The organism is Terribacillus saccharophilus (assembly GCF_002272745.1).
Taxonomy (GTDB): domain Bacteria; phylum Bacillota; class Bacilli; order Bacillales; family Amphibacillaceae; genus Terribacillus; species Terribacillus saccharophilus_B.
In genome coordinates, this window is record NZ_NPBD01000016.1 from 13441 (window position 1) to 37652 (window position 24212).

General features: G+C 45.3%; 27 protein-coding genes. 3 read left to right on the forward strand and 24 right to left on the reverse strand.

Going from position 1 to position 24212, the window contains the following annotated elements; all coding sequences use genetic code 11:
• Positions 1-68: 68 nt before the first annotated feature.
• From CHH58_RS15460 to CHH58_RS15470, 3 genes are all read right to left on the reverse strand, one after another.
• The gene (locus CHH58_RS15460) at positions 69-1247 is read right to left on the reverse strand and encodes an NAD(P)/FAD-dependent oxidoreductase (protein ID WP_095228484.1); all 1179 of its coding nucleotides are present in this window, start codon (positions 1245-1247) and stop codon (positions 69-71) included.
• A 29-nt stretch (positions 1248-1276) separates the two neighbouring features.
• Entirely contained in the window at positions 1277-1693 is a 417-nt protein-coding gene (locus CHH58_RS15465; protein WP_095228482.1) for a DUF1641 domain-containing protein, read from the reverse strand.
• Positions 1694-1963: 270 nt separating this feature from the next.
• Positions 1964-2812 (reverse strand): DUF1206 domain-containing protein, encoded by an 849-nt coding sequence (locus CHH58_RS15470; protein ID WP_095228480.1) that lies wholly within the window; start codon positions 2810-2812, stop codon positions 1964-1966.
• Positions 2813-2942: 130 nt separating this feature from the next.
• Here CHH58_RS15470 and CHH58_RS15475 point away from each other — a divergent pair, with 130 nt between their 5' ends.
• On the forward strand, positions 2943-3416 hold the full coding sequence (locus CHH58_RS15475; protein ID WP_430980849.1) for a hypothetical protein: 474 nt from the start codon (positions 2943-2945) through the stop codon (positions 3414-3416).
• A 35-nt stretch (positions 3417-3451) separates the two neighbouring features.
• On the opposite strand, the gene CHH58_RS15480 is transcribed toward CHH58_RS15475, so the two are convergent.
• From CHH58_RS15480 to CHH58_RS15535, 12 genes are all read right to left on the reverse strand, one after another.
• Positions 3452-4762 (reverse strand): TRAP transporter large permease, encoded by a 1311-nt coding sequence (locus tag CHH58_RS15480; protein ID WP_095261432.1) that lies wholly within the window; start codon positions 4760-4762, stop codon positions 3452-3454.
• Positions 4759-5250 (reverse strand): TRAP transporter small permease, encoded by a 492-nt coding sequence (locus tag CHH58_RS15485; protein ID WP_170937660.1) that lies wholly within the window; start codon positions 5248-5250, stop codon positions 4759-4761. Before CHH58_RS15485 ends, CHH58_RS15480 begins: the two co-directional genes overlap by 4 nt.
• A 20-nt stretch (positions 5251-5270) precedes the next feature.
• Positions 5271-6281, reverse strand: coding sequence for a TRAP transporter substrate-binding protein (locus CHH58_RS15490; protein WP_095261433.1), 1011 nt, complete (start codon positions 6279-6281; stop codon positions 5271-5273).
• A 61-nt stretch (positions 6282-6342) separates the two neighbouring features.
• Complete coding sequence (locus CHH58_RS15495; protein ID WP_095262778.1) at positions 6343-7533, reverse strand: Gfo/Idh/MocA family protein; 1191 nt, start codon at positions 7531-7533, stop codon at positions 6343-6345.
• Entirely contained in the window at positions 7530-8624 is a 1095-nt protein-coding gene (locus CHH58_RS15500) for a Gfo/Idh/MocA family protein (RefSeq protein WP_249275155.1), read from the reverse strand. Before CHH58_RS15500 ends, CHH58_RS15495 begins: the two co-directional genes overlap by 4 nt.
• A gap of 15 nt (positions 8625-8639) precedes the next feature.
• Entirely contained in the window at positions 8640-9458 is an 819-nt protein-coding gene (locus tag CHH58_RS15505) for a sugar phosphate isomerase/epimerase family protein (RefSeq protein ID WP_095262779.1), read from the reverse strand.
• Entirely contained in the window at positions 9455-10630 is a 1176-nt protein-coding gene (locus tag CHH58_RS15510; RefSeq protein ID WP_095233667.1) for a dihydrodipicolinate synthase family protein, read from the reverse strand. The genes CHH58_RS15505 and CHH58_RS15510 overlap by 4 nt, the downstream gene beginning before the upstream one ends.
• Before the next feature lie 13 nt (positions 10631-10643).
• Positions 10644-11795 (reverse strand): Gfo/Idh/MocA family protein, encoded by a 1152-nt coding sequence (locus tag CHH58_RS15515; RefSeq protein ID WP_095262780.1) that lies wholly within the window; start codon positions 11793-11795, stop codon positions 10644-10646.
• An 81-nt stretch (positions 11796-11876) separates the two neighbouring features.
• The gene (locus CHH58_RS15520) at positions 11877-12665 is read right to left on the reverse strand and encodes a helix-turn-helix domain-containing protein (RefSeq protein ID WP_249275156.1); all 789 of its coding nucleotides are present in this window, start codon (positions 12663-12665) and stop codon (positions 11877-11879) included.
• Between the two features lie 74 nt (positions 12666-12739).
• Complete coding sequence (locus tag CHH58_RS15525; protein WP_095228462.1) at positions 12740-14068, reverse strand: hemolysin family protein; 1329 nt, start codon at positions 14066-14068, stop codon at positions 12740-12742.
• 178 nt (positions 14069-14246) lie between these two features.
• Positions 14247-14636, reverse strand: a complete 390-nt coding sequence (locus tag CHH58_RS15530) for a sporulation protein (RefSeq protein ID WP_170937661.1) — start codon at positions 14634-14636, stop codon at positions 14247-14249.
• Positions 14637-14893: 257 nt separating this feature from the next.
• Complete coding sequence (locus CHH58_RS15535; RefSeq protein ID WP_095228458.1) at positions 14894-15436, reverse strand: DinB family protein; 543 nt, start codon at positions 15434-15436, stop codon at positions 14894-14896.
• A 256-nt stretch (positions 15437-15692) separates the two neighbouring features.
• On the opposite strand from CHH58_RS15535, the gene CHH58_RS15540 reads away from it, so the two are divergent.
• Both CHH58_RS15540 and CHH58_RS15545 read left to right on the forward strand, forming a co-directional pair.
• The gene (locus CHH58_RS15540) at positions 15693-16331 is read left to right on the forward strand and encodes a serine/threonine protein kinase (protein WP_095261437.1); all 639 of its coding nucleotides are present in this window, start codon (positions 15693-15695) and stop codon (positions 16329-16331) included.
• A 13-nt stretch (positions 16332-16344) separates the two neighbouring features.
• Positions 16345-16755, forward strand: coding sequence for a hypothetical protein (locus CHH58_RS15545; RefSeq protein WP_095228454.1), 411 nt, complete (start codon positions 16345-16347; stop codon positions 16753-16755).
• Between the two features lie 55 nt (positions 16756-16810).
• On the opposite strand, the gene CHH58_RS15550 is transcribed toward CHH58_RS15545, so the two are convergent.
• The 9 genes from CHH58_RS15550 to CHH58_RS15590 form a co-directional block, all read right to left on the reverse strand.
• Positions 16811-17083, reverse strand: a complete 273-nt coding sequence (locus CHH58_RS15550) for an HU family DNA-binding protein (RefSeq protein ID WP_038557662.1) — start codon at positions 17081-17083, stop codon at positions 16811-16813.
• Between the two features lie 242 nt (positions 17084-17325).
• Positions 17326-18795 carry a nicotinate phosphoribosyltransferase gene (locus CHH58_RS15555; protein WP_095261438.1) on the reverse strand — a complete coding sequence of 490 codons (1470 nt, stop codon included), beginning with the start codon at positions 18793-18795 and terminating at the stop codon, positions 17326-17328.
• 163 nt (positions 18796-18958) lie between these two features.
• Positions 18959-19141, reverse strand: coding sequence for a YolD-like family protein (locus CHH58_RS15560; protein ID WP_095224488.1), 183 nt, complete (start codon positions 19139-19141; stop codon positions 18959-18961).
• Between the two features lie 150 nt (positions 19142-19291).
• A complete protein-coding gene (locus CHH58_RS15565; RefSeq protein ID WP_095228450.1) occupies positions 19292-20431 on the reverse strand; it encodes a glycerate kinase in 1140 nt (379 codons plus the stop codon).
• The gene (locus tag CHH58_RS15570) at positions 20428-20733 is read right to left on the reverse strand and encodes a DUF3219 family protein (protein ID WP_095228448.1); all 306 of its coding nucleotides are present in this window, start codon (positions 20731-20733) and stop codon (positions 20428-20430) included. Before CHH58_RS15570 ends, CHH58_RS15565 begins: the two co-directional genes overlap by 4 nt.
• Positions 20734-20799: 66 nt before the next feature.
• Positions 20800-21564, reverse strand: a complete 765-nt coding sequence (locus CHH58_RS15575; RefSeq protein WP_346426088.1) for a MerR family transcriptional regulator — start codon at positions 21562-21564, stop codon at positions 20800-20802.
• An 85-nt stretch (positions 21565-21649) separates the two neighbouring features.
• Positions 21650-22084, reverse strand: coding sequence for an NUDIX domain-containing protein (locus tag CHH58_RS15580; protein WP_095228444.1), 435 nt, complete (start codon positions 22082-22084; stop codon positions 21650-21652).
• A 15-nt stretch (positions 22085-22099) separates the two neighbouring features.
• Positions 22100-23251 carry a GNAT family N-acetyltransferase gene (locus CHH58_RS15585; RefSeq protein ID WP_170937662.1) on the reverse strand — a complete coding sequence of 384 codons (1152 nt, stop codon included), beginning with the start codon at positions 23249-23251 and terminating at the stop codon, positions 22100-22102.
• 60 nt (positions 23252-23311) lie between these two features.
• Positions 23312-24124, reverse strand: a complete 813-nt coding sequence (locus CHH58_RS15590) for a DMT family transporter (RefSeq protein WP_249275157.1) — start codon at positions 24122-24124, stop codon at positions 23312-23314.
• Positions 24125-24212: the final 88 nt, after the last annotated feature.

The following is a 24212-nucleotide window of genomic DNA, read 5'->3' on the forward strand; positions in this document are numbered from 1 at the left end:
ATCAGTATCTTAGACATTTCGTAACACACAAAAAAAGCACCTCCAACGGGGAGGTGCTTTCGTTCTGCTTAGTAAGCTAAGCTGAATAGTCCTTTTACGTGAGTCAAGTAGCGGATGTTACTTGCTTCTTTCATCATTGTAGCAGGAAGACCTTTCAATGGTGTTTGGTTAGCACCGATGAATGCTACAGCATCCTTGCGGCCAAGGCTTGCAAGTGTACCGGAGTTGATCGGGCTGAAGTTTTCCATTGTTTTGCCTTCAAGGAAAGCAAATAGGTTATAACCTACTAGCTCGCCCATCTGCCAAGCGATTTGTGCTGTTGGAGGCCAAGGACGACCGTCTTCACCAAAGTATACAGCACTGTCACCGACAACAAATACATCTGGATGGCTCTTAGACTGAAGGAAATTGTTCACAGTCGCACGACCGCGATCTGTTTCCAATCCTGATTCAGCTACCATTGGAAGCGCTTGTACGCCACCTGTCCAAACGAATGTATTCGTTTCGATTTTCTGACCATCTTTCAATTCTACGACATTGCCTTCCACGTTCGTTACAGGCAAGCCAAGCAAGAATTCTACGCCGCGTTTTTCCAAGCTGGATTGCGCACGGTCGATTAGATGCTGTGGAAGCATTGGAAGAACCTTAGGACCAGCTTCAACAAGCTGAAGCTTGATTTCTTTTGGATCTACACCGTGAGGCAAGCAGTAAGAAGCAAGCTTGTCCGCGATTTCGCCGACGAGCTCAACACCAGTCAGACCGCCGCCACCGATAAGGATTGTCGCGTCTGCAGGGTTTTTAGATGCTGCATATGCTTTAATTTTATCTTGGATTTGGTTGAATACTTTATTTGCATCATCTGCTGATTTCAATACAAGGCTGTTTTCTTCCAATCCAGGGATACCGAAGTAAGCAGTCTTGCTTCCAAGACCTACTACCAAAGCATCGTAAGAAAGCGTATTTCCGCCTGCAAGAACAACTTCTTTCTTGTCGACATTAAAGCCTTCTACTGTTGCTACTTTGAAGTCTACATCCAAACCTTTCAAAAGCTTCTCTACAGGCATTGCCACTGCTTGCTCAGAAATGCTGCCTGCTGCAAGACGGTGAAGCTCAGTGATGATTTGGTGTGTAGGTGTTTTATTAATAAGTGTTACATTCGCTTGTGCTTTAGTGTAATACTTACGTACATTTTGAGCGGCTAAGACTCCGCCATAACCGGCGCCTAAAATAACGATATTCTTTGCCATACTTAATCCTCCGTCCTTACCTTAAGCTCTTATTTTTGTTTTTGTTTTTCTTTTTCGTTCGCAACTTCAAGATAGCTCTGAACAAAACGGAACATCTTCTGTGCTTGTGGATCCTTCATCAGGCGAAGCAAACCGAACAAACCGATTGTTTCGTTGCTTGCTTCTGCGCGGTCTTTTGCTTCAATCGCAGTTTGAGCTACTGATTTCACTGAATCTGTCACTGGGTGAAGTACTTCTGTAATAGCACCTACTGTATCGGATTTCAACACATCATCTGTTGCTACAGCGTGTGCGAAATCGTAAGAAGCAGTCAAAGCGTTCACAAGTTCATTGATTTTTGGAAGCTGTTCAATCAAAGAAGTCAATGACTCTTGTACTTCAGGTTTTAGCAATTGCGCAGCTAGGTCTTGTTGGCTCTGGCTAACACTTTCGTTTGTTTCTGACATAACGTATTCTCCTTTGCTATGGTAATGCATTATATTTATACGTAAACATTATACTTTGTTGTGAATTTGTTCACAACTGTACGTTCACAAATTGCTCAAAATATCCATCTACAACTTTACTCCTACTTGGAGAACTTGTCAAAAGTTATTTCACACGCGTTAATGATTTTTTTCATTTCCTATTATATATTCGAAAAAAAGACATAATAAAAGCCCTTTCACTCTTCTGCTTACGTAGCTTTCCCCTTTTTTTGAAAAATAATAATATTATTATGCATTTTTCCCAAAGCTCATGCTTTCGTAGCGACCTCGGATGACACTGTATACTCCGAATAGAATGAATCCAACAGATACGATTGCTAGAAGCCAGCGTCCAAATGGCTGCTGCGAAACTTCTGCTAGCGCCCCATCCAGCCCTTTGGCTTCATCTGGATCAGACTGGATAGCAGTCAGGACGAAAAAGAACCCAACTATACCGAACACAATGCCTCTGCTTATCAGACCAATTCGACCTGCATGGCGAGCCGCCCGTTTCTCGTGTTTATTCATTTCTCCTGTCTTGAATCGATTCATAAAACTTCCCGACACACCACTGAAAAATTCATAGATACCGTATCCGATAATAATAAGTCCGACAGCTGCAACCAGCCACTGTCCTAAGGGATATGTAAGAAGGTTTGCAGTTAGGGATTGCTCGCTCCCCCCGCCACTTCCTTGATTCGTGGCAGCAAAACGCAGTGCATTAAATGCAATGCTGGCATATATGATGGTGCTGACACCATAGCCTATGCGAACAATAATTCCTTTTGTCCCGTTTCCTTCCTTGTTCGGATCCTTGATGGCAAGTATTGCATCCCAGCACACATATCCTATCAATCCAATTCCAATCAACCATAATAAAACGTTTCCAAATGGTAATCCTGCTAGTCTTTGCAGCATACCACCTGTGTCAGTTGTATCTCCTCCCACATGAAGGGCAGCTAAGAGTGCCAGAACACCGATGAGGGCATAGACGATTCCCTGAGACATATACCCGATACGTCCGAATCTCCGAATCCATGGTTTTGTTTCTTCCTTAGTCTCCCTTGCTTTTCGTTTGGCTCCTTGTTTATCGGCCATAATCGTCTTCCTCTCCTGTTTTAAGAGCTATACCCAAGCCATGTATAAGAGAAACCAGAAAAATAACATAGGCAAGCTACCCTTGCACAGATGCCTACATACGATGAAGAAGAAGCAAGAAGGGAGAATGATGATGTACAACGAAAACGATGAAAAGCAAAACCAACAACGACAAATTCAATTTCCAGGTGGACCTGGTTTTGGCGGTCCCGGTGGACCTGGCTTCGGTGGTCCTAGCTCAGGCGGACCTGGCTTCGGGGGCGGCCAAGGCGGCTTTCCAGGCGGACCTCCTCCAGGAAGTGGCGGGCAAGGTGGCGGACAGCAGGGGCAATTCGGACCTCCTGGGCCTCCTCCATCTCAAATTCCTCAGCTGCAGTCTGTAGGCACAGGTGGTCCTTCTGCCTTTGCTGTAGATCCGGGTGGAATCCGTTTCTGTCTTTTCAGATACACTTACATGCAGCTTGAGAACGGGCAGCGCTTCTGGTACTACCCAGTATTTGTCGGCCGCACTTCCATCGCCGGCTTCCGTTGGCGCCCGCAGCAGTTCCGCTGGCAGTATTTTGGCATCGACCTCAGACGAGTTGCAGCATTTAGCTGCTTTTAACAAAAAAACAGGCCTTCTGCGAGAAGGCCTGTTTCCTATTTACCCAGTACACCCATAAGCTCCGGCAGCCATAGACTCAGTGCCGGTATATAGGCTACTGCAAGGAAAGCAAGGAACACAGGGATGTAGAACAGCAGCAATGGCTTTGTCATTTGCTCTACTGTGACATTGCCGACCTTGGATCCAATAAAGAGCACCGTTCCAACCGGCGGTGTAATCGTACCGATAGCAAGTCCCATCGACATGATTGTACCGAAATGGACAGGATCAACACCGAACTCCAACGCCACCGGCAGCAGGATAGGCGTAAAAATCAGCAAGGCTGGTGCGATATCCATGAAGGTTCCGACAAGCAATAGAATCAGGATAATTATCAGCATTAGTACTGCTGCATTACCACTGAAATCGAGTATACCGGACGAAAGCATCTGCGGCAGCTTGGAGTACGATAGAATCCAGGACATAGCTCCTGAAGCTCCAATCAACAGCAGGATAACACCCGAGAACATGACTGTATCACGAAGAATCACCGGGATATCCTTCCATTTAAGGCTACGGTAAATCAAGCTCAGCACCACTGCATAGAGGATTGCTACAGCTGCTCCTTCTGTTGCCGTAAAGACTCCAAAGGAAATTCCGCCGATCACGACTACAATCAGCATCAGACTCGGAATGGCATCCAAAACAACTTTGGCAGCCTGCGAGAAACGTATTGGTTCAGATACTGCATAGCCTTTCCTTTTTGCAACTATGTAAGCAGTAACCATAATCAAGACAGACATCAGAATTCCTGGCAAATAACCGGCTATGAATAATGCCCCAATTGATGTTCCTCCGCTGAGGACAGAATACAAGATCGGGGTGCCACTAGGCGGGATAATCAAACCGGCTGGTGCAGAAGCTACGTTGACGGCTGCTGAATATGATGGATCATAGCCTTCTTTCTTCTGCATTGGCGCCATGATTTTACCCATTGTCGCAGCAGAAGCAATGGCAGAACCAGATAGAGCTCCGAAAAGCGTATTCCCGATGACGTTTGTGTGCGCCAAGGAACCAGGAAGTCGTCCTGCCAACAGCTTGGCCAAATTGATTAGACGCAAAGCGATGCCGCCTGTATTCATGATGCTTCCTGCCAATGTAAAGAAGACAAGAGATAACAAGACAAAGCTGTCTATCCCAGCGACAAATTGCTGCGAAACGACCATTAATATCTCATCAAATGGCAGCAGCATCGCTCCAGCTGCCAACGATGACAAGCCAATGCTAATTGCGATAGGAACACCGAAGAAAATCAAGAGAAAGAATAAAGCGAACAAGACGATCCCTGCAAGAACGACACTCGTCATGCTGCATCCCTCCCTCTAGCCGCTTCTTTACGTGCCATCAGTCGGTTCGTGACTATGTAATACACACTCAGTACGCCAGACAATGGCAATGCAGCATATACATAGCCCATCGGCAGACCGAGAACCGGTGAAGTCTGCGTCATGGATGCAAGCATCAGCTGTGTCCCGCCAACAATAAAGACAATCACCATGAACACTAGTACTGTCACTTCAATAATAAGCTCAGCAGCTTTTTTATCCTTTGCATGTTTCCATTTGGACATCAAGAACGTTAGTGCAATGTGCTCTTTCACCCCGAAAGCATAACTGGCTCCAAGCAATCCGACCCAGATGAAGGAAAATCGCAGCACCTCTTCTGTGAAAACGCTCGGATTCTGCAGGACAAATCGAGTGAAGACCTGCCATATTGCACCTGCGACTAAGAAGACGGTTAGCGTACAAGTCACGAGCAAAATACATCTATCAACCCAATACCGTACTTTTTCCACCTTGTTCAGCTCCTCTTCATTTACTGTAACGCCTCGATGTCATCCAGCACTTTCGCAACTTCCGGGTCTTCTCGTCTTTCTTCGATCAGCGGCTGCACTAATTCCTTGAAAGGCTCCTGATCAAGCTCATTAAAGGTAACTCCCATTTCATCTTCTGCTTGCTTAATACTTTCTTCGATCAGCTGATTCCAACGCGCATTGTGATTCTCCGAAGAAATTGCAGCAGACTCTTCTACTGCTTGCTGCTGCTCCGGACTCAGACTATCCCATGTCTTCTCACTCATAATGAGAAAATCCGGAATGCGTGTATGTTCATCGTAAGAAAAGTATTTAGCTACCTCACCATGGTTTGCATCGGTAAGTGCAATCGGACTACTTTCTGCTCCGTCAATGACGCCTTGCTGTAGCCCTGTATATACTTCCGGTGCAGGAAGTGGTGTTGGAGACGCACCAAGAAGTTCCATCGTTCGAATTGATGTTGTATTCGTCATCGTACGTATTTTCAGTCCATGCAAGTCTTCCGGCTTCTCAATCGGTGTGTCTGCGGTATAAAAGCTCCTTGCACCAGCATCGTAATAAGCGATACCATGCAAACCGATAGCCTCCAGCTCTTCGTATAAGTTTTTCACAATATCTGACTGCATAACTCGTTTGAAATGCTCCTCATCTTCGAATACATAAGGCAAACTGAAAACAGAGAAATCAGAGTAAAAGCTCTCCAGCACTCCGCCATTCACTTTAGCCATATCGACTACCCCATTCTGGACAAGCTCCAGCATTACCCTTTCGTCACCAAGCCCGCCTTCCGTATAAATATCTGTCGTCAATACACCGTCTGTACGCTGCTCCAGCTCCCCGCTGAATTCCTCCAGACTCGCATAAACAGGACTATTTGGATTATGGATATGCCCCATCGTCAGCTCTCTCGTCTCCTGGCCAGCAGCATCTGTAGCCGGAGCGACAACCATCAGCACACCTATGCTAAGCAGTAGAACAGCAAGAATTAGCCACGTCGTTTTCGCTCGATTCATGTTTCACCCTCCAAAAGGTTTTATAAAGCGCTTACAAATTACAACGTTCAGCAGGATGTGATCAGACGCTTCCTTTCTGGAGTGTCAGAACCACATCAGCCTGTTTTGCGGGTTTGCTCCACGGTATTTGTAATTCATGCGGCAGCTTTCCACTCATAAAACACGCATTCATCGTCTGTTCTAAATCGATGACTGTTTGAAGCTTACCTGCCATTTGTTTGATTGCTTCTTTGGGGAAAGGCTGCCCAGTCGGGATATTCTTGTGCAATGCTTCAATAATCGCCGCATGACCTAACGCGGTCTCATATGTGCACGGAATGTCCCTGCCATCTGTAAGTGCAGCGATGCAATAATCCAATTTATTCAGGTGATTTGCCTGCGGATTTCCATAGATCTTTTCCTGACTATCATCCGTATATGCCGTGACGATGCCCTGATTGAGATCACAATCATAAACAATATAGCCTTTTTCAAAAGTGTATAAGAATTGAGGACCTTGCTCTGTTGCCGTTGCATGAGATCCATAAAAAAGCAGCTCACAATCAGATTCCGTTTGCAGACGGATGGCACATGTATCAAAGGTTTCGATATCGTTTGCCCGATACAGTTCTGCTTCCAGGCGTTTGACTCTCACTGTTTCTTGCAGCTCATGTCCGAGCACGAAAAGCATATTATGGATGAAGTGAGCAGCTGCATTATTGGCTACACTATCACGTATTTGCCGTCCATCCTGTGCCATCAGCTTCCCCGACCAAGATGAACGGGAGAAATATGCTTCATCTCGCGGCCACAGCACCATTGTTTTCATCTGCTTCGGCTTCCCATAGAGTCCTTTCTGTATATCTTTCTTAAGCTCTAAAATTGGGTTAGTGAACGACCAGTTGAAACCAATCGCAGCCCACTTCCCTGATTCCGAAATAGCCTGCTCCCACTTCACTTGATCCCGCATATCGGCAAAAATCGGTTTTTCGCAAAGAACATTTGAGCCATGTCGTAACGCAAAGATCGCCTGCTCTGTATGCAAATGAATAGGTGTGGCGATGATGGCTAGATCCGCTTGATTGTTTTGATAGAAGACGTCCAGCGCAGAAAATATCGGGATTCCACGCTGCTTTACTTGTTCCAAAAGACTGCTTTTCTCCGGATGGATTTCCACGATACCAGCGAATGTGATGTCCTCCCGCTTCAGCAATGCATCCAAGTAATGCTCACCGTATCCATTCATCCCAATTAGAACGATAGCTTGCTTCATTGCTTTTCCCCTGCCTTTGTCAGGCTGATTGCCTGCTCCTGTGCCTGGATTGCCAGAGCCGCAGCCTGGAAAGTATGTTCCTGACTCATTGCTGATTCCGTCCCCTGCTGACAATCAGTAATTAATTGTCTGAAATACGGAACTCCTATCTTTCCTTTAGCCGAAAAATACACTTCCTCCTTTTCCGTTACTACATAAAGATGATCCCCTTCTGCCGAGCGTGCTAAATCCGTGTATTTTCGCAGTTCCACAAACCCGTTTGTGCCGTGCAGCACCGTTCGTCCATCTCCCCAAACCCGAAGTCCATCAGGTGTGAACCAGTCCACACGAAAATACTGGCTGACACCTGTGTTCGTAACAAGTGTTGCATCTCCGAAATCCTGCCATGAACCAAATTGTGGATGGGCATAATTTGCTACCTTACTATGCAGTACCTCTGCTTCTTTACTTCTTGCATAATGAAGCAGCTGCTCAATCTGGTGACTACCAATATCACAAAGAATACCGCCATTTTTCTGCGGATCGAAAAACCAATCCGGCCTTGTGCCTGCCTGCAACCGGTGCGGCCCCGAACCAGTGAGCTGATAAAGTTCTCCAATCAACCCCTCTTGTACAATATTATCTGCCAGCACCGCTGCTTCCACAGCCAACCGTTCACTATAAAATACAGCCCATTTCTTTCCTGTACGGCGCACTGCTTCCTCAGCTGCATGCAATTGAGATAGCTTTATAAAAGGTGCCTTTGCTGAAAGGAAATGCTTATTATGCTCCAGCACTTGAATTCCTAAGGTTCCGCGCTCGGATGGCACAATGCTTGTTGCCACCAAATCCACTTCGCTATGCAGGATCTGCGATAGCTCTGAGACAACGTTTCCTGTTCTGAATTTGTGGTGAAGAGCATTTGCCTGATCGTGATTCCTGTCATAGATGTGCATCAGCTGTGCTCCTGCATCCAAGAGTCCTTGCACCATACTGTAGATATGCGGATGATCCAGCCCCGCAACAGAAAAAGAGAAAGGTGCTATTATCTCAGTGTCAGCTGCTTTTGCTGCTTCTTGAGCCAATTCCTCCAATTGATTCAGCAGTGCCATTGTTCAGCTCCCCTTTTATACATGTGCCTGATAGCATTGCTTCATTTGATGAAGCACTTCATCGCCTGGCTGATCCCATATCTCCTGATTGATGATTTCCACCTCAATAGGTCCTAGATAGCCCGCTTCCTCCACCATGCTGCGCATCTCGCGCAAATTGATGACTCCATCTCCCATCATGGCTCGCCCTTTGAACATATCCTTCATCGGCACCTTCCAATCTGACACATGGAAGCCTAGTATCTTACCCTTAGCTCGATCAATCTGGCTACGCAGCTCCGGATCCCACCATACATGAAAGGCATCCACCACAACCCCAAGATGATCGGATTGCAGCTTCTCCGCTAAAGTATTGGCTTGACCTAGTGTATTGATAACAGAACGATCAGCTGCATACATCGGATGAAGAGGCTCGATTCCAAGCTTTACACCCATCTCTTCCGCATAAGGAAGGATCGCATCTATTCCTGCCTCCACCCATTGACGGGCCTGAGCGATATTTTTGTCAGCAGCCGGACCGCAAACGAGTACCAGTACATCTGTCCCCAATGCCTTCGCATCTTCTATTGCGCGTTTGTTATCATCTATACGCTGCTGCCTCTCACTCTCTGTAGCTGCTGGAAACATGCCGCCCCGACATAGGCTGGACACGCGCAAGCCGTATTCCGTCAACAGCTTTTTCGCTTCTTTTAAACCGATTTCCTCCAGCTTATGCCGCCAAATAGATATCCAGTGGATATCATGACGGGCACAGCCTTGGATTGCTTCGGTCAGTGACCAGTTTTCCGTCGTAATCTGATTCAGACTAAGAAGCTGCAAATTGGCTCTTGTCATGACATCACCTTCTGCTCAATACCAGCAAGCTTCAATACGAGCTGCATTCGTTCTGCAGCAAGCGCTGGATCCACTAGGACTCCCGCTTGATCAGCAAGTCTGAATAGCTCACTCAAATGGAGAACAGACCGGGCTCCTTCTGCACCGCCGATCATCCGGAAATGTGATTGATACCCATTCAAATATGCCAGGAAAACAACACCTGTTTTGTAGGCGTATGTTGGTGTTTCAAAGATATGCCTTGCAAGCGGTACCGTCTTATCGAAGATATCCCGGTACTGGTCCGGATCATCAGCATCCAGTGCGCGCAGTGCCTCTGAAGCAGCTGGTGCAATCGCATCAAAGATACCGAGCAACGCATGGCTATATTGCTCTCCATCACCTTGAATCAGCTCTGGATAATTAAAATCATCTCCTGTATACATCCGAACCGATGCCGGAAGCTTTGCTCGCATCTCGATTTCTTTGTCCTTATCGAGTAGAGAAATCTTAATACCGTCGATTTTTCCTTCGTACTGATGAATCAATTCCAAACAGTCGTCCATCGCACGGCTGATGGTTTCCGATCCCCAGTAGCCAGTCAATTTCGGATCGAACATCGGCCCAAGCCAATGTAGGATAACCGGTTTCTGCACTCCGTCAAGCACATGCCCGTATACGTCCTTGTAATCCGCTGCAGATCGTGCACTGGCAGCCAGCGCGCGGCTAGCCATCAAGATGATCTGACTTCCGGTACCTTCTACGAATGTGCATTGCTCTTCGTAAGCCTGCTTAATCTCCGACATCGTATACGTACTGTCAGCCGGCAAATGATCTGTCCCGGCTCCAGAAGCAAGCAATGCTTTCTCTTTTTTCGCTTCCTCTGCACTTATAGAAATCAATTCCTTTGCCATCTCATATGTGAGCCCCATGCCTCGCTGCGCTGTATCCATTGCTTCTGCTACGCCGAAACCAAGCTTCCACAGCGCTTTCCGATAATCTAAAGTTGCATCCCAATCAACCGCCCCGCCTAAGATAGGGTGTGCTTCAGATTGCGTATCCGCAACGACATGAGCAGCAGAATAGGCTGTTCTTGTCCGGAAGGCTCCTTCTGTCGGGTAAGTGGAAGCTGGATGGACCAGTGTGTATGCCTCTAATGAACGGCCTTGCTTCGGTAAAAGAATCGTTGTCATGCTGCTTCCTCCTTTATACTTCCAGACTCGGAACAGTGACCCATTTCTTCTCGCGCCATGCTTCCAGCCCCAGATCTGACAGCTGGGTACCTTTCGCGCCCTCCAGCAAGTCCCAAGGGAATGCTGCATCTTCTTCCACATGCTTCAAAAACAGCTCCCATTGAATCTTGAATCCATTATCATACGTACGATTCTCCGGCAATGCCTCCCACTGGGAACGGAAGTCAATTGCATTGGGTATATCCGGATTCCACACAGGCTTCGGTGTAGTAACACGATGCTGTACCTTGCAATCTCGCAGACCAGCTACTGCACTTCCCAGCGTCCCATCCACTTGGAAGGTAACTAGATCATCTCGGTCAACTCTTGTTGTCCAAGAGGAGTTTGCCTGTACAACTCTCCCGTTCTTAAGAGCAAAAATTGCATATGCCGCATCATCTGCTGTTGCTTTATAGCGATTACCCGCTTCATCCACCCGGTACGGGATATGTGTTGCTCCAAGGCAAGTCAGACTGTCAATTTCACCAAAAAGATGGTCGATGACATACCGCCAGTGCGCGAACATATCAACAATGATACCGCCGCCGTCTTCGGCTCGGTAATTCCAGCTCGGACGCTGTGCTTCCTGCCAATCGCCTTCGAATACCCAATAGCCAAAGTCCAGCTTTACAGACAGGATCTCCCCAAAGTAATCGCTATCGATTAAGTGCTTCAGCTTCAGCAATCCAGGCAGGAAAAGCTTATCTTGCACAACCCCATTTTTCACACCGTTCTCGCGTGCCAATCTGGCTAGTTCTAAGGATCCTTCCAAGCTAGTAGCCGTCGGTTTCTCACAATAAATATGCTTGCCTGCTTCAATTGCCTGCTTGATACTAGCTTCCCTTCGATTTGTCGTCTGTGAATCAAAATAAATCACGTTATAGTCATCGGCCAAAGCCGCCTCCAAATCCGTGCTGTAACGCTCCACATCATTCTCTCTGGCAAGTTTTGCGAGCTTCTCTTCATTCCGCCCGACAAGAATCGGATCCGGCAGCAAACGATCTCCGTTCGAAAGCAACACACCGCCTTCTGCACGAATTGCTGCGATGGATCGGATAAGATGCTGATTTGTACCCATTCTGCCTGTTACACCGTTCATGATTATCCCAATATTCTTTGTCGCCATCTTTACGTCCTCCCATTATCCATATTAAGGATAGTATAAGTAAAGCGTTTACATTTTTCTTATCATTCTTTTCTCATATTCTCAATTTCGGAAATCATCTGTTGTCCGCCTATAAACATTCGGTGTTACACCGACATATTTTTTAAAGACACGATAAAATGTCGAGACCGCTTCAAAACCAACTTCAAAGCAGATAGAAACAATTTCTCTGTCAGATTCACGCAGCATCTTCTTCACCTTCAGCAGCCGTACCTCTGTCAGGAACTGATAAGGAGTCGTATCATACATTTCTTTAAAAATCTGATTCATGTACCGGCTGCTTACACCAGCTTTGGCTGCAACTTCTTCCATACTGGCAATCTCAAAATATCGTGTTTCCAAGTGATGCTTTAGCCACTTCGCCCGCCTTGTATTTGTATCCTGCGTTGTATCTTCCTGTTGCATGATAGCAAGCTGATAAAGCACTTGAGCAAGCAGGAGCTTCAATCCCATTGCATGAATCGGATGGTTCTGGGATTGTTCGAATAGCATCTTCCGCAGAAGCTGACGAAGCTCACTGCTTTCGAACAGAGATAGGTTTAACACCCGAGATACTACGAACACTGGCTCGACAAGATAAGAAACGACGTCGTCTGTCAAATGTCGGATATCGAATTCTAGCACGAGCACCGTCATCTTCGAATGAGCTTGAATAGCATGCTCTGTATGCGGAGAGATGAGCATGATACTGTCAGGCAGAAGCTCCTGGCTCCTCATATCTAATTCACATTCCCCTTCTCCATCCAGGACATATAACAACTGATGTGTGTCATGCTGATGCCTGGCAACCTCATTCTTTTCCTGATGTTTATTTTCATAAAGTCTGATCATCTTGTGTTTACCTCCATAAAAAAGACCGGGATGCACAATAGGCATCCCGGCCTTTTCTTACTTTACTTTATCTATCAAGCTTCCAGCATCGGAAGCTGTTCTTGTTCCAGGATGCGCAGTTCAATCATAAGAATCTGATGGTTATCCATTTCGATAACTTCCCACTCATTTCCTGCCACATCCACTACAGTCGTTTGAGAATCTACTTCGTCGTTCTTAACGAAAATCCAGCCACCTATTGTATCGACATCTGCACGATTATCAAACACAGAGCCGAATTGATCCTCCAAATCATCCAGCAGTACACGACCGTTGATATGATACGTACGATCAGACACTTCCTGGATATCCGGCACTTCATCTTCATCGAATTCGTCATGAATTTCCCCGACGATCTCTTCCAGAATATCCTCCATCGTCAGAATACCTGCGGTTCCGCCGTATTCATCCACTACGAGTGCAATATGCACGCGTTCAGTCTGCATCTTCAAAAGAGCATCCTGCAAGGATGTTCCTTCATGGATAAGCGGCAGCTCATGGATGAAGTTAGGCAGACTCTGTCTTCTGCCCGCTGCAAAATCCGTAAGCATTTCCTTCACATTGACGAAACCGATGATATGGTCTTTATCTCCATCCTCTGTCACAAGATAACGTGTGAACTGATGTTCATCGATGATCTCGATTACTTCTGCAGCTGTCATGGATTTCTCCAAGGTGACCACCTGTGTCCGCGGCACCATGATATCCTTCGCCACACGCTCATCGAATGTGAAAATATTTTCCATATAACTAAGTTCTGTTTTGTTAATTTCACCACTTTGATAACTTTGTGTCATGATGATACGCAGTTCCTCTTCCGAGTGTGCTGATTCATGAGCCGCCGGTTTCACGCCGAACAACTTCAGAAATACACGAGCAGAACCATTCAGCAAATAGATGAACGGAGCCATTAGCTTACCAAACCAATACAACGGCGGACCTAAAATTAATGTCAATTGCTCCGTGTACTGAATTGCTAGTGTCTTCGGCGCCAATTCACCAATTACAACGTGTAAGAAAGTGACCGACGCAAAAGCAATGGCGTAGGAAAGCAAGGTGGAAACAGATTCAGACAATCCTAGATCATTGAACAGCGGGTGCAGTATTTTCTCTACTGTAGGTTCACCTAACGCACCTAGTACAAGCGCCGTTACAGTAATACCCAGCTGACAGGCTGACAAGTAATAATCAAGATTATTCACTAGCTTACTAACAATGATTGCCCGTTTGTTACCTTCTGCAACAAGCTGGTCGATCCGGGACATACGCACCTTCACAACTGAAAACTCTGCACCTACGAAAAAGGCTGTAAAAATGATGAATAACACTACTAAACTTAAATTAATGACTATTGATGGGTCCAATTAATTCCCTTCGTTAATTGAAGGGACTCACCTCGCTTATTTGTTTGATAGTTTACAAGCAGATTAATAAAATAGCTGCGACACCTCGACGAGGAGCAGCGCCAGCAAAACTTCTGTTATAAAAGGTTATTATCTTCAGCAAAGCCTTCCCAATGCAATCTCCTCCTTCTCATAGCGTCTACGCTAATATCTGTACTTGCCTATCATCTTTCGCGCATTTTTCATTGGCGAACACGAGCTTTGTCTGCAGCTCATAGACCAATGTACTGGAGCTTGGTTCCAATTCCTCTGGTAAACGGAATGTGAACGGCTTCTTCATTTGTTCATTTGATTTTAATTGCTTGGTCATAAAAATGTTTAGTACATTCTTTATATTCACTATTTTATCGTTTGCGCTGTTTTTTATAACCAAATCGCAATCCAATCTGTTTAGATTTTGGTCCTTCCAGCCTCCTAGAAGCTGAAAATGTCCCTCGATTTTTTCGCCTGCATGATAGCTTGCCTGAATCAGTTCGAGCTTGATGGATGGTGCCCGCAGCTGTATCAGTTCTAAGCATTTCTTCAACACGGAAATAATTCCTCCATTTGTGTGTACTAAACGAAAAGGACCCCCACAGTGTGAAGGTCCTGTCTGTAATCAGTCTTCACCAAATTGGCAAAGGTCTGGCAAACAACTTAACGTTGTCAGTTAAACCGGCGATAGCAAGCTATCACGTGTTGTCGACTTAACTGGAAGCTACTCCCCTTTGGAGCAATCACAATCCCATTCTATTAATCTGCAATATAGCATACATGATTGTTTGTTCTCTGTCAATATACCCCAAATCACATGCGGTTGAGCGGATACGTAGCGGAAGCGAAGTAACGCTCGTGAAGGATATTGTGGTGATGACGTTCATGACCAAGCATTATATACGCCAGCGATCGAACCGATGTGACATGACCATTTGCCATTCCCTGCCTGACCCAATCCTGATCATGCAGTGACTCCAGCAGAGCGATCGTGGACGCACGCACTGCCTTATATTGCGCCAGAAGGCTTGCTACTGTCATCTCCGTGAATTTAGCTTGCAGCACATAGGAATCCTCATGAAAACCTGGCAGCGGCGTCACATCTCCGCGGGCAATGGTAAGCAGTCGATAAGACATAATCCTTTCTGTGTCTGTAAGGTGGCCGATCACTTCCTTGATCGTCCATTTTTCAATATCGTAAGCGAAGCGAGCTTGCTCATCAGTTAGGCCTTGCAGAAGATTGGATGTTTGCCTTTCCTGTTCCTTAAACAGAGCTACTATATTTCCCTCAGGCACAAGTTTCATGTAATCTTGGAAATAAGCAGGATATTCTGTCGTACTAGGTCTCTCTTGCATGTAATCACCTTTTTTCTTTATATGATTTCGATTAGATTGGGAAAAAGTAGAACTTTATAGATTGACGATATAGTTATTTTCCCTAAAGGTAAAGGAAACAGTCCCTGTTAAGATGAAAATAGCCAGAAAGCAGGAAAAGCAGAGATAGGAATTATGGAGGATGGACTAGCTTTTTTACTATTTTATGCACCTACTCTCGTTTTTGTGCGTATGATAACTGTACGAGCCCTTGTTTCAAAGAAAAGGAGTGCTGGAAATGGCTGATTTTGAGCAGATTGCTGAGCAGATTCACATGTCTGGTTCTGATACAATGCCCCATTTAACAGCGTACCCTTCCTCTCTCGTGCTGATCGGGACCGGCAGGAGCGCATTTGCATTCCGCCTAACGGAATCCTCTAAAGTAATGAAGGTATTTTTTCCTGCCTTCCGCCACATTGCGGCAGAAGAAGCGGAAATCTATAAAACACTTGAGAGCAATCACTTCTTCCCGGCTCTTCACGCAGCCGGTAACGGTTATTTAGTAATGGATTATATCCCCGGCCATACTCTGTACGAATGTCTTCGCGAGGGGATCCCCGTAACAGATCGTCATATAGCCGACATCGACAATGCCCTAGTCGCAGCAGCAGCAGAAGGATTGAATCCATCCGACATTCATTTGCGGAATATCCTGATTACACCAGCTGGAGACATCCGATTAATCGATCCTGCACGATTCCGTCAGCAAAAGCATTGCACGCAATGGGAAGATCTTCACCGAGCCTATGATAGGTTCTACAAGAAAAGACTATTTCCTAAAAAGATTCCCGGCTTTTTGCTGGAACTGATTGCCTACCTGTACAAAAGGCGAAAATCCTTCACTATCCAAGCACCATCGAATAAAGCCATTCACTAAGGGAGACTTGAACATGACAATCACCATATCTCAAGCAGAAGCCTACCAAATCGAACGCATTGCCCATAGCGGTCTGGGAAGAGAGCAAACAGCAAGACTAATTGAAGCAGGTGAGTGGAGTGCAATTCAAGACAGCTATCCAAAAGCCGACCCAGAAATGCTCCAGTCGCAGAAAAACAAGCTAACATCTGCTTTGAAAGAGGGTTATAGCATTTCCTTCCCTACCTTCAACGGTGTACGCAATCTTCTGCATCTGCGCTTTGGATTAGAGGAAGGTAAAGATTATGCAGTAGATGAGAAGACGGTCCAAGGTCTGAAGTCGGATGAAGCTACAGCCGCTATTTTACGTACAATGTTCGAGCCGCTATGGAAAGTGGAAGCAAACAGCGGACAGTTGTCTATCATCCATATCAGCAAGCTATAAAAAAACTGCCGACGCACAAGTGCGTCGGCAGTTTCTATTTCACGAAGGAATCTTCTTATTTTACAGCTTCTTTGAAATCTTTACCCGCTTTGAAAGCTGGAGCTTTGGATGCAGGGATTGTGATTTCTTCGCCTGTCTGTGGATTACGGCCAGTACGTGCTGCACGCTCTCTCACTTCAAAAGTACCGAAGCCTACAAGCTGTACTTTTTCTTCTTTTGCTAGTGTCTCAGAGATTGTTTCAAGTAGTGCATCAACTGCTTTGCTTGCATCTTTTTTAGATAGTTCTGCTTGTTGTGCTACTGCTTCTACTAGTTCTGCTTTGTTCATTAAAAACACCTCATTTAATAAATTTATACATAACCTTCACCTGATGTAAAAGCTGTATGTTCTAGATTAATATGCAGGAACATAGCTGTCCCCGTATTTCCTTATTATAGCATGCATCCCTATGTTCATGGCTACTAATCTGCATTCTTAACATTGCTGCAACAGCATTTTCACAGGTTTTCCATTTAGAAGATAGAAACTGGATGATACAGTTATTCCCATTAGACAGAATTGTAACCCTATCAACTTGTTGTGTGCAAAGATTTTACATGCTCTTTCACTTTCTGGATATTCGCCATCTTATTATCCCAGCACTTCTGACTGAGATCGACAGGATATTCCTCCGGCGCTTTCGGACGTTTATATTCATCCCATAGCAGAGAAAGATTAGCTTTCGCATATGCCTTGATATCTTCAATAGCTGGCAGCTCGTATACAAGCTTGCCGTCTTGGAATATCGTCTGATGCAAATCAACTGCATCGTAATTCGTCACGAACTTGCTCACATACGTATGGACTGGATGGAACATCTTCAGATGATCCTCTTCCTGCGGATTTTCATCCTCCATGGCGATGTAGTCGCCTTCGGATTTTTTACTGATCCGATTAACGATCCGGTATACTTTCTTCAAGCCTGGCGTCGATACCTTCTCCGGATTGGCACTAATTTTGATCGTATCCTGCATAGCACCGTCATCCTCGATGCTCACCAGTTTGTACACAGCACCTAAAGCCGGCTGATCATAAGCAGTAATCAGCTTCGTACCTATACCCCAGATATCAATCTTAGCTCCTTGAGACTTCAAGCTCTGAATCGTTTCTTCGTCCAAATCATTCGATGCGGAAATCTTAGTATCAGTAAATCCGGCATCATCCAATGCTTTCCGAGCCTTTTTGGATAAGTAAGCCAAGTCTCCGCTATCAAGTCTGATTGCAGTGAAATTGATCTTATCACCCTGTTCCTTTGCAACACGGATAGCATTCGGTACACCAGAACGAAGCGTATCATATGTGTCGACAAGGAATGTACAATTCGTATGCCGCTCTGCATACTTGGTGAATGCTGTGTATTCGTCACGGTAAGCCTGAATCATCGAGTGTGCCAGTGTCCCTGCTACCGGAATGCCGAATTTCTTGCCTGCACGGACATTCGAAGTTGCCTCAAACCCGCCGATATAGGCTGCTCTCGTGCCCCAGACTGCTGCATCCAGCTCATGTGCACGACGGCTGCCCATTTCCAGTGCAATATCATCGCCCAGCAGAAGCTTGATTCTCGATGCCTTTGTCGCAATCAGTGTCTGGTAATTGACGATATTCAATATTGCCGTCTCTACCAGCTGCGCCTCAGCCAGCGGTGCCTCGATTCGCATTAGCGGTTCATTGCTGAAGACAAGCTCCCCTTCTACAACGGAGTAAACTGTCCCTGTAAAGCGCAAATCCTTCAGATAAGCCAGGAAGTCTTCCCCATAGCCAAGCTCATCCTTTAAGTACGTCAAATCACTCTCTGTGAAACGAAATTGCTGCAAATACTCTATAACGCGTTCCAATCCTGCAAATATGGCAAAGCCATTACCGAACGGCAGCTTGCGGAACGAAACCTCGAACACTGCCTTTCTTTCATGGACCCCATCACTCCAATACGTCTCCGCCATATTGATTTGATAAAGATCTGTATGTAAAGTCAGTCCATCATCTGGATATTGCGAACTCATGCTTGAAACCTCCACTAATCAGCCCGTTCTCTGACAGCTGTTTTCCCGTATCCGTTTACATAAGGCAACGGGTATCTTATTTGTTCCATCTATTGTACCGCAAAAATGGTAAAAAACATAAAAAAAACGCCGAAAAACATCAAGAGATGCTTTCGGCTGTTTGTTAATGTATATGCTGAATACCCGCAATATGGATTATCATTCGTTTCTTTTCATCATTTTCCAGGCAAAGCGTTTGGTCCAAGAGATTCAGATTATGATATCTTCCGGTAAAGGTATGCAGCATGCCATTCTCATAATAAGAGATTGTCATGTCACCCGTTTCCTTAAGCGCTTTCAAGATCATTCTCAGCCTCTCCTTTCTGTATACCCTCCACTTTATACTGTTAGTATACGCTATAAAGTAACCGCTTACACATAACAGTGTGACCAATTTGTGAAGATTTATACATAAAGAAAGGTATTCTTCAAATCCTATTTTCAAGGAAAGATTTCTTTAGAACGCTCGGGAAATTTTCATCATTTTAGATATATTGTAGACAGTCTGTTCAATATTTGTTTCCCCATTGGAAAGCGCCTGTGACAAGTCCATGACTCCCGGCATGATACTGAACACAGCATCTATTCCATGGTCATACACTGCCTCGCTTCCTTTGCCTACATTTCCGGCGATTGCAATGACCGGAACTCCAAATTGTTTTGCCGTTCTGGCTACCCCAATCGGTGTCTTTCCATAAATCGTCTGGCCATCAATCTTTCCTTCGCCTGTAATAACCAAATCTGCATCCTTGATATGATCTGCCAATCCCGTTGCTTCTTTGACTATGGTGATGCCGCTCTTTAGTTCTGCCGGCAGAAAAGCCACTAACCCTGCTCCTAATCCACCTGCAGCTCCTGCACCCGGCAGCTGCTTAATTGATTTTCCGACAGTCTGTTCTACTTTTGCAGCGTAATGTGTTAGTATCTCGTCCAATTGAATTACCATTTCGTCATCTGCACCTTTTTGCGGACCGAACACATAAGATGCACCATTGTCACCGGTCAAAGGGTTCTCCACATCGCAGGCTACCTCCACTTGGACATGCTGCCAGCGAGGATCTATTCCTTCTGCTTTCACCTCGGTGAGCTTCTTCAAAGCCAGCGCGCCATCTTGCAGCTGCTCTCCTTTTGCATCGAGGAATTCAACTCCTAGTGCAGCAGCCATACCTGCACCGCCATCATTCGTTGCACTACCGCCAAGGCCGATAATTATATGATTTGCTCCTGCTTCTAATGCTTCCTGCATCAATTCGCCTGTTCCACGCGTTGTAGCCCGAAGCGGATCCCGTTTGTCACGCGGCACAAGATGGAGACCTGATGCCTCAGCCATTTCGATAACTGCCGTTTTTCCATCACCAAGCATACCAAATACAGCAGTTACTTTATCTCCAAGAGGTCCTGTCACTTCACGTGTATGCAGCTTGCCGCCCGTTGCGTCGACCAGTGATTGCACAGTCCCTTCACCGCCATCTGCCATCGGGACCTTGATGACATCTGCGTCCGGCATCGCCCGGCGGATTCCCCGCTCACATGCAGCCGCCGCTTCCAAGGCTGTCATACTCTCCTTAAAGGAGTCGGGAGCTACGACAATTTTCATAGCGCTGCTCCAACCTTCTCCTCCAGCACAAGGGAATATTCGCCTACCTGGTCTTTCTCATACAGATTCGTAATACTTGTGCTGTACTGTTTAATCGCTGCTTCAAAAGTAATGTTATCTTCCGGAACTTCCACTTGGAAATCATCTTTATACAGCAACACAGCTACATCATGGTAAGCCTCACTTGTCACTGGAAACTTGAAGCTGATCTCGTTCAATTCTTTTCCATTTTTCGTGACATATTTATGTTCATAGTCATAAGCCGCCAATTCCATGCCGTTCACTACTACTTTTTTGTTCATATCATCTCTCCTTTTCCAATAAGTGTATCACCTCTTTGCTTTGGATTACAAAAGCTGCGCATGACATTAAAGTTTTGTGTAATAACGGATGCTATCCCGGAGAAACTGAGCTGCTCCTTCTCGGATTTTATTTTTATAATAAGCTGCGAATCGCTCATCCTGGACATACATCTCCGCTAAACCTGCATGCGCTTCTTTGGAGTATGTAGACCAAGTGAATGACAGCCATTTCCGATGCAACTCAGCAGCTTGTAACGCTTCTGGTGCTGTTGGATCTCCTGCCTGCATTGCATTTTTCAGCTTCTCGAATAATTGTTGCTCGACTGCCTCCATTTTTCTGTACTGTTCCTCGGTCAAACCTCGGAATTTTTGATTGGAAGTTTCTACTGCCTCCTCGCCATATGCTTCTCTGATTTCTTCTCCATAATTGGCCTCATTTTCAGCAATTTTCTTTTCTTTGAAGCCTATGAATTTCTCGTTATCAGTCATTTCTACCTTCCTTTCCATTGCTTGAATGCTTTTCTCAACGTTTCCAAGAAGCATACGGATATGCTCCTGCTTATTCAGTAAACTGTCGCGGTGCTCTTCTAAAGCTTTCTTCCTATCGAAATCCGGAGAATAAATAATGGATTTGATTGTATCTAGATCCACATCCAACTCTCTAAAAAAAAGAATTTGTTGCAGCAGATCTACCTCGTTCTCCGTATAAATCCGATAACCGCTCGCATTAATTTCTGCCGGATGCAGCAAACCAATTTGATCGTAATAGCGCAATGTTCGCTTGCTCACACCAGCAAGCTCTGCCAGTTTTTGAACGGTATATGTCATCATACTTCCCTCCTTCTGCTTTCACGATAAACGTTGACGCAACGTTAACCGCAAGTCCTTTTTTAAAGAAAAAGACAAACCGATAAAATCAGTTTGTCTCCAATGTACTCCGCCAGACCGATGCAGGAAGCAGGCTTGCACGTAAAACGCCGATAAGTGGATAAGGCTGCAAATCCAGCTCTTCAAATTCTTCAACTGTTGCCCAGAAGAATTGAAGATGCGGTTCCTGGCTCTCGATCTGCTCCTTTTCAATCACCACTTCAAACACATGTGTCAATTCAAAGTGTACAGTATCTTCATGCTGCCAGCTGTGCTCAAAGTCGCCGAGAAAGCTACTAATCTTACCCTTTACGCCAAGCTCCTCCTGCAGTTCACGCAGCAAGGCAGTTTCAGCACCTTCTCCAATTTCCACATGACCGCCAGGCAGGAAGCTGTTATGCCATCCTTCAGCCTTAGCAAGCAGGATGCTGTCTCCTTTCCGGATTACAGCACGGGCAAGGCGGTGAAATTCTTTCTTTATCATATAATGCTAATCTCCTTAGAAGAAATCATAAATGTACGGTTCACGTCTTGGAATACTCAGCTCGAATTTTCGGATCATTTCCTCTGGTCCGTCTATCAACCCTGCCTGCCAAAGTACAAGCGGACGCTTGTAACCAAACGCAATGGCGGAAAGCATGTTGATGGATAGCTTGATGCCTTTTGTCTCTGTTGAAATCACTGTGTTTGCATCTTTAAACGTAAAAGTATCGTTATTTTCCTGAATGATTGTATCCTCCACATGTAGCACAACACCCGCAGGACTTCCCTGCCAATCATATTTTTCAAAGAAAGCAGGCACATCTAAAATACGAGCCATAAAGTACGGATAATGCTTCACCTCAAGCTGCGGATCTGGCAGCATAAAAATGAGAGGATCATGCGGCGGAAGATCCAGTGTTACTTCCTCAAACATGGAATCATGCTGAGCAAGGAAATTCCACAGACCCCTGCGGGCTTCAGCATTAAGCGCTACAAATTGCGACACGTCTAGCTTGTCACGCGAAGAAGTTTCATAAATGATATACCCTTGCGCCTTTCCGTCAGAGTCACGATAAAGGGCAATAAAATCATGGTCCCGGTATACCCGATACTTCCACCAAAAATCCTCCCGCGCAAGCATGCCGCTGTATGTAGCTGCATAGGCAGTGTAAATATCTTCAATTTCCTGCGTATGTTCTTCTTTTTTCATACGTTCAATTGTTCCGTCCACTGGAGCCAAGCGAATGAGGTCCTTCTTCTTCAATGTATATATCGTACGGTCCGTGAACAACTCATATCCAAACCGACGATAGAAATCAACATAGAATGGATGCAGCATAGAAACAGGCATCCCTTGCTCGCGCATGTGATAAAGCGTATCAGTTAATAGTCGCTTGATATACCCATTCCGGCGATATTCCGGATAAGTAGCCACCCCGGCGATCCCGCCCATCAGCATTGTATGCTCACCGAGTTTGATCGAAAGCGGCAGCAGCTGCAGCTTAGCAGCCAGCTTCCCATTTTCCTTGATACCATAAAGCTGCTGGTGCTGATCCATCTGCTCCAGTCTCGCCTCACGCTTATCCTCAGGTATGCGGTATCGGAAAGCATACTCCGACATCTGCATTGCCGCTTCTAAATCCTGCTTCTGTAACCGTTCTGTCTGCATCCTAATCCCTCCTCTAATTTTCCCTTTTACTATAGCATATGACATGCACAAACCTTATCATCAACCCGTACTCTTTTTGGATGATTGATGTCTTTTCTTTTTATCTGCAGTGAGAAGAAAAATCGAAAGCAGCATAACACTTGCTCCCGCGATTTTTTGCCAAGTAATCTCAACTGGAAAGAACGGAAAAGAGATAAAAGCGAGCAATATCGGGCTAAATGCGCGTATCGTATTAGCAATTGAAAATCTCAAATATTTCAAAGCTTCATATAGGAACAACGTGCCAATGAAGCCCGTCAGTAAAGAAGATAATGCAATCAATCCTATACCTGAAAACGACAAATTCCCTTCCCAAAGCTGTCCAGTAACAATTGCGTAGAGCGTTACAAAAACGAGCGCGATACAGTTATTGGTGAACAAGATAGAATTGGAATCCTTATCGGTCGCCATAGTCCTTTTAATATAGATATTGGAGAGAGCAAAGAAGAATGTTTGGAAGAGTGCACATATACTGCCTATCAAGCTAGCACCAGATACGTTCGTCGTATCAATAAATAGAAAAATCCCTAACATGGCTGCCAAGATAAATAACGTCTCTTTTTTGCTCAATCGCTCTTTCAGAATGAACAAAGACAATAAGATTGCGAATACCGTGTAGAAACGGCCAATGAATCCTATTTCAACAGGAGACAACAAACTGGTGCTAATGTAAAGAAGAATAACGCCGAATGAATTCAGCACTCCTAGCAGAATCATCTCTTTATCTGCATAGAAGGTTACTTGTTTGCCTTGTATCCATCCGAATAGATAGCTTGCTAGTAAAATAACCAGCACATTAATGATTGCAGCTTGTGCCGGGCTTATCTCCAGCACACCAAACTTAGCTAGTAAAGTCCTATCGCCATCATTAGAATAGAAATAAGGTTATAGATATGTCCTTTTTTCTCCATATACATTTCCT